General features: G+C 73.6%; 12 protein-coding genes. 10 read left to right on the plus strand and 2 right to left on the minus strand.

The window, feature by feature from the left end; translation table 11 throughout:
- Positions 1–12: 12 nt before the first annotated feature.
- Both P3T35_RS06610 and P3T35_RS06615 read right to left on the minus strand, forming a co-directional pair.
- Positions 13–1,179, minus strand: coding sequence for an acyl-CoA dehydrogenase family protein (locus tag P3T35_RS06610; protein WP_101379629.1), 1,167 nt, complete (start codon positions 1,177–1,179; stop codon positions 13–15).
- Complete coding sequence (locus tag P3T35_RS06615; RefSeq protein WP_180356374.1) at positions 1,176–1,451, minus strand: phosphopantetheine-binding protein; 276 nt, start codon at positions 1,449–1,451, stop codon at positions 1,176–1,178. Before P3T35_RS06615 ends, P3T35_RS06610 begins: the two co-directional genes overlap by 4 nt.
- A gap of 316 nt (positions 1,452–1,767) precedes the next feature.
- Between P3T35_RS06615 and P3T35_RS06620 the strand changes: the two genes are divergently transcribed.
- The 10 genes from P3T35_RS06620 to P3T35_RS06665 are packed head-to-tail and all read left to right on the plus strand — an operon-like array spanning position 1,768 to position 11,941.
- Positions 1,768–2,589 carry an isopenicillin N synthase family oxygenase gene (locus P3T35_RS06620; protein ID WP_101379631.1) on the plus strand — a complete coding sequence of 274 codons (822 nt, stop codon included), beginning with the start codon at positions 1,768–1,770 and terminating at the stop codon, positions 2,587–2,589.
- A complete protein-coding gene (locus P3T35_RS06625) occupies positions 2,573–3,634 on the plus strand; it encodes a hypothetical protein (RefSeq protein WP_101379632.1) in 1,062 nt (353 codons plus the stop codon). Before P3T35_RS06620 ends, P3T35_RS06625 begins: the two co-directional genes overlap by 17 nt.
- A complete protein-coding gene (locus tag P3T35_RS06630; RefSeq protein WP_101379633.1) occupies positions 3,615–4,532 on the plus strand; it encodes an aminoglycoside phosphotransferase family protein in 918 nt (305 codons plus the stop codon). The genes P3T35_RS06625 and P3T35_RS06630 overlap by 20 nt, the downstream gene beginning before the upstream one ends.
- A complete protein-coding gene (locus P3T35_RS06635) occupies positions 4,529–5,458 on the plus strand; it encodes an NAD-dependent epimerase/dehydratase family protein (RefSeq protein WP_101379634.1) in 930 nt (309 codons plus the stop codon). Before P3T35_RS06630 ends, P3T35_RS06635 begins: the two co-directional genes overlap by 4 nt.
- On the plus strand, positions 5,434–5,664 hold the full coding sequence (locus P3T35_RS06640) for a hypothetical protein (protein WP_101379635.1): 231 nt from the start codon (positions 5,434–5,436) through the stop codon (positions 5,662–5,664). The genes P3T35_RS06635 and P3T35_RS06640 overlap by 25 nt, the downstream gene beginning before the upstream one ends.
- A complete protein-coding gene (locus P3T35_RS06645; RefSeq protein WP_101379636.1) occupies positions 5,636–7,276 on the plus strand; it encodes a GMC oxidoreductase in 1,641 nt (546 codons plus the stop codon). Before P3T35_RS06640 ends, P3T35_RS06645 begins: the two co-directional genes overlap by 29 nt.
- A gap of 35 nt (positions 7,277–7,311) precedes the next feature.
- Positions 7,312–8,124 (plus strand): TIGR01459 family HAD-type hydrolase, encoded by an 813-nt coding sequence (locus P3T35_RS06650; protein ID WP_180356375.1) that lies wholly within the window; start codon positions 7,312–7,314, stop codon positions 8,122–8,124.
- A 43-nt stretch (positions 8,125–8,167) separates the two neighbouring features.
- Positions 8,168–9,334: a nucleotidyltransferase family protein gene (locus P3T35_RS06655; protein WP_101379638.1), complete on the plus strand. Its 1,167-nt coding sequence runs from the start codon at positions 8,168–8,170 to the stop codon at positions 9,332–9,334.
- Between the two features lie 6 nt (positions 9,335–9,340).
- Positions 9,341–10,606: an MFS transporter gene (locus tag P3T35_RS06660; RefSeq protein WP_101379639.1), complete on the plus strand. Its 1,266-nt coding sequence runs from the start codon at positions 9,341–9,343 to the stop codon at positions 10,604–10,606.
- 36 nt (positions 10,607–10,642) lie between these two features.
- The gene (locus tag P3T35_RS06665; RefSeq protein ID WP_101379640.1) at positions 10,643–11,941 is read left to right on the plus strand and encodes a condensation domain-containing protein; all 1,299 of its coding nucleotides are present in this window, start codon (positions 10,643–10,645) and stop codon (positions 11,939–11,941) included.
- Positions 11,942–12,047: the final 106 nt, after the last annotated feature.

Consider the following 12,047-nt stretch of genomic DNA (forward strand, 5'->3'; position numbering starts at 1 on the left):
CCGTAGGGGGAATCAGGCCAGCTCGACGGACCGGTCCAGCAGGGTGAGCGCGCCGACTCCGGTCCACAGGCTGTCGTTGGCGTGGTTGAGCGCGGCGGCGCGCAGGTCGCGGAAGTGCCGCTCCAGGGCGATCGGGGAGTTGCGCAGGTAGCCGAGCCGCAGACCGGCGAGCTGGACCATGCGGTCCACCGCGCCGAAGGTGTGCTCGGAGGCGATCAGTTTCAGGGCGTTCAGCCGGAGTTGGACGGCCGGGGTGGCGAGCGGGCGCTGCTCGGCGCGGGCCCGGGCGAGGTGCTCGACGACCTGGGCGAGGTAGGCGGACACGATCTCCAGGTCGACGCGGATGCGCGCCAGCCGCTCGTAGAACAGGTCGCCGTACTCGGTCCGTGCCGACTCGCGCAGGGCGGCCACCAGTTCGCGCAGCGCGCCGCGGGCGGCGCCGAGCCAGCAGGCGGACCAGCCGAGGTGGGAGATCGGGATCATGCTCTCCCTGGCGATCTCGGCGAAGCCGCCGGGCGCACCGACCAGGTTCCGGGCGGGCGGGCGCCCGCTGAGCACCAGGCCGATGCTCTCGGTGGCCCGCATGCCCAATGGGTCCCAGTCGCCGCCGACTTCGACCTCGGCGTCGGCCCGGTCGACGTAGACCAGCGAGACCTCGTTGACGGTCGCGTCAGGGTGGGCGCGCATGGTCACCAGGTAGCCGTCGGCGTGCCGGCCGCCGGTGACCACCGGCGCCGAGCGTTCCAGGAGCAGCCGTTCGCCGTCCTGCCGCAGCGGCGCCCGGGCCTCGAACAGCGAGGCGGATCGACCGAGTTCGGTGGTGACGGAGGCGATGTAGACCTCACCGGCGGCGATCCTGGGCAGCAGCTCGGCCTTGAGAGCCGGACTGCCGTACCGGGCGATCGCGTCCACCTGGAAGCAGTGCATGGCCCAGATCTGACCGGTGGACAGGCAGGCCCCGGACAGCTCCGCGGCGACTGCGGTGAAGGCGGCGAGGTCGGCGCCGCCGCCGCCGTACTCGGCAGGCACCGTGAGGCCCAGCAGACCCGAACTGCGCAGCGCGGTGAGCGAGTCGGTCGGGAAGGCCGCCTTCTCGTCCGCGGCCGCCGCCTCGGCGCGCAGCACGGGAAGCACCGCGGCGAGCGCGGCGGCGGTGTCGGCCGAGGGTGCCGCGGTCATGCCGGTTCCGCTGCCGCAGCGGTGCCGGGCAGCGTGGCCGCCAGCGCCGACCAGAGTCGGCCGACGTTGGTGAAGAGGCGGAAGTCCAGGAGGTCATCGGCGAGTTGGACGCCGTAGGCGGCCTCCAGGCGCATCAGCAGCTGGACGATGCCGAGGGAGCTGAGCCCGAACGCGGTGAGGTCGTGCTCGGCAGTCAGGGTGGCGTCGGCGGGGAGTGCCGGCACGCTGTCACGGATGACCGTCTCGAAGCGGTCGTCCCATTCGCGGTCCACGCGGAGGTCCTCCGTCAAGTGGTGGCTGGGTGGGGGGCAGCCGCACGCCCCGATGGGCAGCGGGTGGGGCCTCGATGGCGCATGTCGGCCGGGGGCGCGACTGGTGTAAACCTCTGGAAGCCCGACCGAGATGGTATGCGGAGCTTTCTAGCTGACCGTCGAGCATGGTATAGATTTTCCTGACGGGCAGTCAAACTCCTTGTAAATATTAGCCCGTCGTGAGAGGTCAACCTCAGGTTCATGGCGAAGCCCGCTCGGTCAACCCCCACGCTGCGAGCACGCCGTCCGTCCCCCACCGACCACTCCGGGAGCGACCATGCCGCCTGCCGCCGCTCGCGCGGGCCAGGAACTGATCCAGAACGGCTTCGCGCGTCTGCCCCTGGCCGAGCCCTCCGCCCGACCGCTGAACGAGGCCCTCGCCAGGAGCCGGACGTTCTTCGCGCGTCCCGCCGAGGACAAGGCCCGCCACTCCACTGCCGACCTCAACTTCGGCTATCGGCCACTCGGCCACGAGTACTCGATCTCCGCGGACCGGCCCGACCTCAACGAGTGCTTCACCCTCTGGTCGGACCGCGTCGACACCATCCCCGCCGCCGCGGACGTCGGCGACCTCACCGCGGCCCTGCTCGCCTGGCGCGCCGAACTGGTACCGCTGGTGGCCGAGGTGATCGGCGAACTCGCCCGGTACTTCTCGGGCGGCCACCCGCCGGACTTCGCGGCGGCCTCCTACCTGCAGGTCAACGGCTACGTCCGCGACGACTCCGGACGCGACCTGTTGCAGGACCGGCACGAGGACGGCCACCTGCTGACCGTCATCCACGCCACCGCCCCCGGTCTGGAGGTCTTCCCCGGGCCGGCCGACGATCCGGAACCGGCCGACCTGGGCCCGGGCGAGATCCTGGTGATGCCCGGTTCGGTGCTCACCGATCTCACCGGCGGCAAGATCGCACCGCTGTACCACCAGGTGCGCAACCACCGCCTCGCCGGCCGGCTCTCGCTGATGTACTTCGTCAACCCCGAGGTCGCCGAACCGCTCTACCCGTGGGTCGGCAGCGCCGAGGAACTCCGCACCGACCTGCGCGAGCGGGTCATGAGCCGCCCCGCGATGTTCGGACTGCCCGATGTCCCCGTCCTCTGAGCCGCGGACCGTGCTGGTCGTCGCCTCGGGCGACGGCACCGGCCTGAACTTCATCCGCTCGCTCGCCCTGGCCGGCGGCTACCGGGTGATCGGACTCGACACCAGCGTCGAGGACTTCCACGCCTCCGAGGCCGAGCGACGGCACTTCCTCAGCTGGCGCGAGGAGGGCGAGCTGGTCGAGCGGGTCAACAGCATCGTGGCGCACGAGGGTGTCGACCTCGTCTACGCGGCCGACACCGGCCGTGAACTGCTCGCGCTCGCCCGGGCGCGGGCTCGGCTGGCCGCCCCCACCCTGCTGCCCGACCCCGGGGACCACCTCCGCATGGAGGACAAGTGGGCCACCTGGCAGGCACTCCACGACGCCGGCCTCCCCGCCCCCGACACCGTGCTGGTCGACGACGCCGACGACCTGCGCACCCTGTTGGCGCGCCACCCGCGGATCTGGCTGCGGCACCGCAACGGCAGCGGCGGCGCCGGCTCGGTGGCCGCGGGCACCGAGGCGCTGGCCGCCGCCTGGATCGCCGAGCACGACGGCTGGGGGGAGTTCACCGCCGCCGAGTGCCTCGGCAGCCGGACCGCGACCTTCAGCGGGCTCTGGTACGACGGCGAGCTGGTCGCCTCGCAGCTGCGCGAGCGGCTGTCGTGGAAGTACCCCGAGCTCACCGCCTCCGGCGTCACCGGCATCACGGGCGCCCAACGGACCTTCTGGGACGGCGAGTTGCACGAGCTGGCGGTGCGCTGCGTGCGGGCCGTCTGCGAACGCCCGCACGGCATCGCCGGCGTCGACTTCACCTACCGCGAGGACGGCACCCCGCTGCCCACCGAGGTGCAGCCCGCCCGGTTCTACTCGTCGATCCACTTCCTCGCGGAACTCGGCCTCAACCTGCCCGACTTGTACTGCCGACTCGCCCTGGACCCGACGGACCGGCCCGCCCGGCCGCTGGTCAACCCGGTGCGGGAGTACCGGTACTGGGTGAAGTCCGTGGACAAGCTGCCCCGGCTGCTGACCCGACAGGAGTTCGAAGATGACCTCGCGCCGGCCTGAGCCGACCTGCGCCGAGGTCGAACAGGCCTGCGTGCAGGGCCGGTTGATCACCCGGGGTCCCCTCAATGACACCTACGAGGCCGAGTTGCGGGGACGGCGGGTCTTCGTCCGCCACCGGACCACGGACGACCCCGAGTACGGCCAGACCTTCGCGGCCGAACGCCATGTCGCACCCCTGCTCGACGGTGCCCTGCGGATCCCCCGGGTGATCCAGGTGGTGCCCGATGCGGGCGGGCGCGAACGGTACGCGGTCTTCGAGTTCGTGCCCGGCACCCCGCCGGACTGGACCAGCCGACCGGTGCTGCGGGAACTGGCCGACGCGCTGCTGCGCGTCCACCGGATCGCCGGCAGTGGCTTCGGTTCGGTGGGAGCCGCGCCGCAGCGGCGGCCGGCCGCCGCGCTGCTGGCCGACCTGATCCGCGCCGAGGCCCACCGGTTGCCCGACGGGCCCGAGCGGGACCGACTGGGCGGCAGCACCGTGGAGTCGGCAGCGCACTGCTTCCGCGGCGAACTGCCGACGCTGTGCCACGGCGACGTGCACGCGGGCAACTTCCGCACCGACCGCGCCGGCCGGTTCTGGGTCCTGGACTGGGAAGCCGCCAGGTACCGGGTCCCGGCCGCCGACTTCAACCAACTCCACGACCACTGGCTGAGCGGTGGCCGGCAGCGCGTCGTCCTGGAGCGGTACCTCGAACGGTCCGGCCGCGACCCGCTGGTCTTCACCCGCCAGATCCGGCTGTTGCGGCTGCTGTGGCACCTGCGCACCTACAACTTCCACACACTCGTGCGCGGCGAACCGACCGCCGCGCACCGCCGCCACCTGGACGCGGCGATGCGGCTCAGCCGCGCAACCGGCCGAGCGGCCGGGATCCGTGAGAAAGTGAGGAGCGCGACATGAAGGTGCTGGTGCTGGGTGGGACCCGGTTCGTCGGGCGGGCGATCGTCGAGGCGCTGCTGCCCGGGCACGAGGTCACCGTGCTCAACCGGGGCACCCGGCCGCTGTGGGACGAGCGGATCGGTCAGCTGGTCGCCGACCGGCTCGACCGGACGGCACTGACCGAGCAGTTGGACGACGGGTTCCAGGCGATCGTGGACGTGTCCGGGACCGAGCCGGAGCACATCACCACCCTGCTGGGCGCGCTGCCGGCCGGCGCCGCGCCGGCTTACGTGTACATCAGCTCCGCCGCCGTCTACGACCGGACCCGGGCCCTGGCGCCCTTCGCGGAGGACGCGCCCGCCGACGGCGACCCGGTGTGGGGCGGCTACGGCGAGGCCAAGGCCGCCTGCGAGCAGCTCCTGCGGGCCGGCGTGGCAGGCGAGTTGACCATCCTGCGGCCGCCCTACGTCTACGGGCCGCACAACACCGAGCCGCGCGAGCAGTTCCTGTGGGCGCGGCTGCTCTCCGGCAGCCCGGTGTTCGTGCCGGGCGACGGCGAGCGGCGGATCCAGTTCTGCCACGCCGAGGACCTGGCCGCGACCGTGCTCGCCGCCTGCGAGGGGCGCCTGCCCGCCGGTACCTACAACATCGGCGAGCCGCGCCACTACGGCTTCCGCGAGTACCTCCGGACGCTCGCCGAAGTCGCCGGCGTGGAGCCCGTGTTGCTGCCCGCCCCCGATGCCGCGGTGCCCGCTCGGGAGTACTTCCCGTTCCGCGACATCGAGTTGACCCTCGACACCAAGCGGCTCGAAGCCACCGACGCGTTCCACACCCGACCGCTCGCCACCGGACTGGCCACCAGTCTCGCCTGGTTCCGCGACCACGACGCCCTGCATGACGAGCCCACCCCGAGGGAGGCCGCATGGCGCGCGACCGTGCCGCGCTGAGCCTGACCGCCGACTGCGCCGAACCGCTCGGCCTCCGGGATCCCGCCGTGCTGGCCGAACTCGCCCGGCAAGCCGAGCAGTTGGCCGGCAAGCGCGGCATCACCGGGCCGGAGGAGTTCTACCGCGCCGTGCACGACGTGCTGTTCGGCAGCGCGCGCTGGCGGAGGGAGGTGGGCTATGACCACCCGATGGACGGACCGCGCTGACGTCGCGGTGGTCGGCCTGGGCATGACCGGCGGCCCGGTGCTGGAACGGCTGCTGGACGGATCCCGGGCCGGCCGCATCGCGGTGCTCGACCGCGGCGAGATCTGGGACCCGGCCGCCGTCAGCCACCCCGGTGAGGCCGAACTCGCCGGCGGCAGCCCGCTGAGCGTGCCCGCGCGGGAGGACTGCGTGCTCTTCACCGACGGCACCGCCCCGCGGCCGCTCGCCAAGTGGTGGTCGGCCCGGCGGGCCGGTGGCGGGGCGCTGCTCTGGTACGGGCAGCTGTCCCGCTTCAAACCGTCGGACCTGCGCATGGGCAGCCTGGCCGGCGACCTCCCGGACACCGAACTACGCGACTGGCCCCTGGAGTTCGGCGAACTCGCGGCCGGGTACCGGCGGATCGAGGAGCGGCTGCGGCCGTACGGCAGCAGTTACGGGCACCCGTACGCGCGGTATACCGCACTAGAAGGCCCCAACTACCGCGACCGCGGCGTGCCGAGCCACTTCGAGCGCACCGTGATCGACCGGCTGCAGGCCGACGGACTGCAGCCGTACGTCGGCCGCAGCTGCCTCGGCGGGCGAGCCTGGGACCTGCATCCCGTCTCCCCGCTCACCGGGCGGCTGCCCGAGCGCCCGGACCTGCCGCTGCTGCACCGCCCCAACTGGTACGCGCGGCTGTACCGCCGCCTGCACCAGGATCCGCGCGTCCGACTCACGGGCGGCGTCTACGTGGTGCGGGTCCTGGTCGAGCACGGCACCGTCCGCGGCGTCGAGTTCGTCGAACGCGACCGGAACGGCCGACCGCGGGTGCGGCGGCTGCGGGCCGGCACCGTGGTGCTGGCCTGCGGCGCCATGGAGACCGTCCGCATCCTGCTGACCTCCGGGCTGCCGAACGCCAACGGACTGCTCGGCAAGCGGTTCACCTGCACCCTGGAGCGGGTCGCCTACCTGCTCACCGGCGAGCCGCGCAGCGCTGCTGCGGCCGACCGCCTCGCCGGACTGCACGCGACCGTCGCGGTCAAGGACTTCTACGACCTCGGCGGCGATCCGGTGCTCCGCAAGGGCGGCAAGTTCGCGCTCTATGACGGCCTGGTCGCCGAGACCCCCGCCCGGCACGTGCGCAACCTGCGACTGCGCGGGCGCGCCCTGGCCGACTTCCTCGCCGCCGAGCGCGAGCACTACGTGGTCAAGGCCAGCTTCAAGGGCGAGTCGATCCCGTCCGGCGGCAAGTACCTCACCCTGAGCGGCCGGCGGAACTCCTACGGAGCGCCGGTGCCGCTGCTGCACTACCGGCCGCACCCCGTGGACCTCGCCCTGCAGCAGCGGGTTCCGGCCCTGGTGGAGCGCCTGGGCACCGCCCTCGGCGCCCGGCACACCCTGCTGCACCCGGCCCCCGCCGGCCCCGACCTGGTGTCCGCACACCACCACGGCGGCGCGGTGTTCGGTGCCGACCCGGCCGACTCCGTCCTCGACCCGGACTGCCAATGCCGGGAGGCCCGCGGCCTGTTCGTCGCCGACTCCGCGAGCATGCCGACGTCCGGCGCCACCAACTCCTCGCTCACCGCCATGGCGAACGCCGACCGGGTCGGCGCCAAGCTCGCGGCCGCCCTGTGAGCACCCTGGCGACCGACTCCCCTGGAGGCGATCACATGACCACCGCGACCCGGGTTGCCGGAATCCGCGAACTCCTGCCCCGGTTCGACGCCTTCGTCCTCGACCAGTGGGGCGTCCTGCACGAGGGCAACGCCTGCTACCCGGGTGTCCTCGACGCCCTGCGGCTGCTGCGCGACAGTGGCCGCCGCACCGTGATCCTCACCAACTCCAGCAAGAGCGGGGAGCGCAACGTCGAGCGGCTGGCCACCCGGTTCGGGGTGCCGCCGGGCCTCTATGACGCGCTGGTCAGCTCCGCCGACCTGGTCCGCGCCCACCTGGCGGCGCTCGACTCCCCCCGCGTGCTGGTGGTCGCCGACGAGGGCGACGAAGTCCTGCTGGACGGCCTCGCCGTTCGGCGGGTGCCGGACGGCGCTCGGGCCGACGCCATCGTCCTGCTCAGCGTCCGCCCCCGCGCCCCGCTCACCGAGCACCTGGCCTGGGTCACCACCGGCGTCGCCCGCGGGCTGCCGGTGTACTGCCCCAGCGCCGACCTCCACTCGGTGCGGCCCGACGGCGTGGTGTACGGCATGGCCGAGCTCGTCGCGGAATACCGTGCCCGCGGCGGCACGGTGGTCAACTTCGGCAAGCCGGAGCCGGCCGTCTACCGGCACTGCGCCGCCCTGCTGGGCGACATCGCCCCCGACCGCGTGCTGATGGTCGGCGACCAGCTGGCCTCCGACGTGCTCGGTGCCCAACAGGGCGGCTGGGCAGCCGCGTTGGTGGAGACCGGCGCCGGACAGCGGTCCGCCGGATCAAGCCGGACCGCCGGCATCGTGCCGGACCTGGTCCTGCCCTCGCTGCGCCCCTGACCGCCCACCACTCCATCCCTCCGAGCGAAAGAGACGGCTCCCGATGTCCAACTCCGATGGCGCCGCCAAGGTGTGGCGCGTGCTGGAATCGGTCTCGCTGGCCGACGGGCCCGACAGCGCCGGGAGCAAGGCCGCCGCCGAGCTGGTCGGCACCGGCATCGACAGCCATGAACTGCTCGGCCGCGCCGCCCGGCACGCGCTGGTCCCGGCCGTCGCCGACCTCCTGGTCGCCCACGACCTGCTCGGCGTGGTCCCCGGCCAGCTGCGCGCCCATCTGCGCGGTGCGCTCGGTTGGAACGTCTACCGCACCGAGCAGGCCGTCGCGGAGGCCCGCCGGATCGCCGACGCCTTCGACGACGCGGGCGTCCCGGTGGCCTTCAACAAAGGCGTGGTCTTCCAGCAGCTGCTCTACCAGGGGCGCGGCACCCGGGTGTTCAGCGACATCGACCTGATGATCCGGCCGGCCGACAAGGACGCCACCGCGCGTCTGCTCGCCGACCTCGGCTACCAGGCCGCCAAGCAGTTCGACCACCGCCGCGGCGAACTGGTCGACCTGCCGCGCTCGGAGATCCTCATGTACGGCCTCTACCCCGACCACCTGCCGCACGCGCACCGGCTCACCGGCTTGCCGCACCTGCCGTACTTCATGGTCGACATCGCCTTCAACGCCGCCTGGTACGGCAGCGGTTGGCAGCTCCCGATGGACGGGGTGATGGCCGAACTCCCGCACGTCCCGGTCGCCCCGGCCCCGGACCCGACCGCCGTGCGCCTGCCGGCCCTGGACGCCCGCTACGGGTTCCTCTTCATCGTGCTCCACCTGTTCCGCGAGGCCTGGTTCGAACGCGCCATCCTCGAAGGCGACGTACGGCTCACCCAGTTCGCGGACGTGCTGCGCTTCTGGCGCGCCCAGGGCGCCGAACGGGCCGACGAGATACGTGAGTTGGTGGCAGCTCACCGGCTCGGCAGCGTCCTCGCCTGGGTCGCCCACCACGTCGACCGGGTCTACGGCAGCGACCTGACCGGTGAGTTCGGCGGGCTGGCGGAGTACGCCGACCCCGACTGGTTCGCCAGCGCCGGCGGCGTCGACGGCGGCTACCTGCGCTGGCACGGCGACATGCGCCGCCGACTCGCCGCCGACGACGCCGTGGAACTGAGCCCCGCCGCGCCCCCGCCGTTCGCCGCCGCCGCCCGCGTCACCCCGGGCACCTGACCCGCCATGCCGCTCCAGAGCGCCGGCGCGGTGTGGGCACTGCCCCGCTTCCGCCGCTACTTCGCCGCCCGGACCATCTCGCTGCTGGGCGACTCCATGGTGCCCGTCGCCCTCACCGCCGCCGTCCTGCACGAGGGTTACGGCGCAGCAGGAGTCGGCCTGGTGCTGGCCGCACCGCTCGTCCCCTGGGTGGTGCTGATGCTGTTCGCCGGGCTGTGGGCCGACCGCATCGGCCCGGTCCCCATGATGCTCACCGCGGACGCGCTGCGCCTGGTCGGGCAGGCGGTCCTCGCCGCGGCCTTCGCCACCGGACACGCGTCGCTCTGGTTGATCGTCGCCATGCAGGCGGTCTCGGGGGTCGGCACCTCGCTGTTCCAACCCGGCGTCGGCAGCGTCGTCACCCGGATCACCGGCAACGTCCAGCAGGCCAACGGGGTGCTGCGCACCTCGGAGGCGATCGTCACCATGCTCGGTCCGGCGGTGGCCGGCCTGGCGCTGGCGATGGTCGGCACGGACGCGGTGATCAGCCTCGACGCCGCCTCCTTCGGGCTCAGCGCGCTGCTGCTGCTCGCCATGCGGCTGCCGGGCGGGCCGGTGGCCGCTACCGGCACAGGCACAGGCACAGGCATGATCGCGGACCTCAAGGAGGGCTGGCGGGAGTTCTCCTCGCGCCGCTGGCTGTGGGTCGTGATCACGGTGTTCTGCGTCTTCGGCCTCACCGTCTTCGGCCCGTTCTACATCCTCAGCTCGGCGCAGGTCACCGAGCGGCACGGGCCGGCCGCGCTCGGCGCGGTGCTGGCCGTCGAAGGCATCGGCGCCGCGATCGGCGGGATCGTCGCCACCCGGGTGCGCCCGGCCCGGCCGCTGACCACGGCGGTCTGCTACCTGCTGCTGATCATCCCGCAGTTCCTGGTGCTCGCCGCCGACCCCTCGGTGGTGGCCATCGCCGCCGCCATCGGCGTCGGTGCCTTCGGCCGCTCGGTGTGGTCCGTGCTGTGGAACACCACCGAGCAGACCCACGTCCCGGCCGGCGCGCTCAACCGGGTCTACGCCTACGACGTGGTCGGCTCCGTCCTGCTGCTGCCCGTCGGACGCGCGCTCACCGGCCCGCTCAGCGGCTGGACCGGAGCCGGCCCGGCTCTGGTCGCGGCCGCCGCGATCGTCGCCGTGGGCTGCGCCGTCATGCTCGGCACGCCCGAGCTGCGCCGGCTGGGCGCCCGGCCCGCCGGCGGCGCCGCCCAGCCCGTCGCGGTCGGGGGCCCCGCGGGCTGACCGGCCGATCCCCTCGAACCGAGCCACGGAGGACCCATGGCCTTCCCTATCAGCACCGAGCAGCGCAGCATGCTCCACCTCGACCGGCTGCTCGGCCCCGGAATCCTGCACAACGTCGTCGGCGCCGTCCCGCTCGCCCCGGACACCACCCGGGACGCGGTCGAGGCGGCCCTGCACCGGCTCGCCGAGCGGCACCAGGCGCTGCGCACCGTCCTCGCCGACGAGAGCACCCAACTGACCGCCGATCTGCCGATCCCGCTCACCGACGCCGCGGACGCACCCGGCGCGCCCGATGCCCGCCCCGCCCAGCTCGAGCAGCTGCGGCTGGACCGGCAGGGCGCCGCCAGGGCGGTCGCCGAACTGGACCGGGCCGGCGGCCGGGTGCTCCTCGCCCTCGACCACCTGATCGCCGACGGCCCCGCCCGCGCGCTGGTGCTGGGCGAGTTGGCGGCCCTGCTCGCGGGCGCCGACCCGGGCGGGGAGCCGGCCCTCGGCTTCGCCGCGTACTGCCGCGAGCAGCACCGGGTGCTGACCGCCGACGGCGCGTTCGAGCGCGAGATCGAGCGGTGGAAGCGCGCCCTCGACGGCATCGGCCCGATCACCGGCCTGAGCCGGTCGAGCGACGGCACCGCACCGCCGCCGCAGCCCGGGGTCCACGAGGCCTGGTGCTGGGAACGGACCCTGCCCGGTGGCGAACCGCACCGCGCGCTCGCCGCCCTGGTCGAGTCCACCCGGACCAGCCTCTTCACGGTCACCGCCGCGCTCTACGCCACGGCCCTGTGGCGGTGGACCGGCTGCGCCGACGGGGTGTTGTTCACCCCGGTCTCCAACCGGCACACCCCGCAGCGCGAGGCGCTGGTGGCCAACCTGGTCAACGAACGGCCGGTGCCCTACCGGATCCGGCCCGGCGTCACCGTCACGGGGTTGGCACAGCAACTCGGCACCGGGTTCCTCACCGCGATGCGCGGTTCGCTGCCGGCGCTGCCCGACCTGGTGGACCGGGTGGCGCCGTGCCGGGCGGTGCTCCACACGCCCGGCTGCGACTACGTCCAGCTGCAGGTCACCGCCGACGACGTGCCGGGCCGGCCGGCCGCTGCCGGTGAACGCGTCTGGCGGTGGGGCGACTACCGGCCGTCGGGTGACATCACCACGACGGTGTACCGGGTCGCCACCGGGGCGCACGCCACCCGGCTCACCACCTTCCACGGCGGTCCGGCCGGCCGCGGCGGCGTCGCCCCCGCGATCGCGGCGGACATCGCCGAGCTGGCCCGGCGCGCGGCGGCCGACCCCGGTGCCGAGGTCGGCCGGCTGGCCGACGGCATCGGCCGGACCTGACCAACGGCATCGACCGAAGCTGACCAACGGCATCGACCGAAGCTGACCACCGGCGCACCCCATCGGCCCGGCACATCCCATCGACGGTTTCGAAGCATTCGAAGGA

This window comes from Kitasatospora sp. GP30 (genome assembly GCF_029892145.1).
In the GTDB taxonomy this organism is placed as follows: Bacteria; Actinomycetota; Actinomycetes; order Streptomycetales; family Streptomycetaceae; genus Kitasatospora; species Kitasatospora acidiphila.

Excerpts from the sequence above, each read along its gene's own strand:
- P3T35_RS06610 (WP_101379629.1), bottom strand. The coding sequence starts at position 1,179 with ATGACCGCGGCACCCTCGGCCGACACCGCCGCCGCGCTCGCCGCGGTG.
- P3T35_RS06660 (WP_101379639.1), top strand. The coding sequence starts at position 9,341 with ATGCCGCTCCAGAGCGCCGGCGCGGTGTGGGCACTGCCCCGCTTCCGC.
- P3T35_RS06625 (WP_101379632.1), top strand. The coding sequence starts at position 2,573 with ATGTCCCCGTCCTCTGAGCCGCGGACCGTGCTGGTCGTCGCCTCGGGC.
- P3T35_RS06620 (WP_101379631.1), top strand. The coding sequence starts at position 1,768 with ATGCCGCCTGCCGCCGCTCGCGCGGGCCAGGAACTGATCCAGAACGGC.
- P3T35_RS06630 (WP_101379633.1), top strand. The coding sequence starts at position 3,615 with ATGACCTCGCGCCGGCCTGAGCCGACCTGCGCCGAGGTCGAACAGGCC.
- P3T35_RS06655 (WP_101379638.1), top strand. The coding sequence starts at position 8,168 with ATGTCCAACTCCGATGGCGCCGCCAAGGTGTGGCGCGTGCTGGAATCG.
- P3T35_RS06665 (WP_101379640.1), top strand. The coding sequence starts at position 10,643 with ATGGCCTTCCCTATCAGCACCGAGCAGCGCAGCATGCTCCACCTCGAC.
- P3T35_RS06650 (WP_180356375.1), top strand. The coding sequence starts at position 7,312 with ATGACCACCGCGACCCGGGTTGCCGGAATCCGCGAACTCCTGCCCCGG.
- P3T35_RS06635 (WP_101379634.1), top strand. The coding sequence starts at position 4,529 with ATGAAGGTGCTGGTGCTGGGTGGGACCCGGTTCGTCGGGCGGGCGATC.
- P3T35_RS06640 (WP_101379635.1), top strand. The coding sequence starts at position 5,434 with ATGGCGCGCGACCGTGCCGCGCTGAGCCTGACCGCCGACTGCGCCGAA.
- P3T35_RS06645 (WP_101379636.1), top strand. The coding sequence starts at position 5,636 with ATGACCACCCGATGGACGGACCGCGCTGACGTCGCGGTGGTCGGCCTG.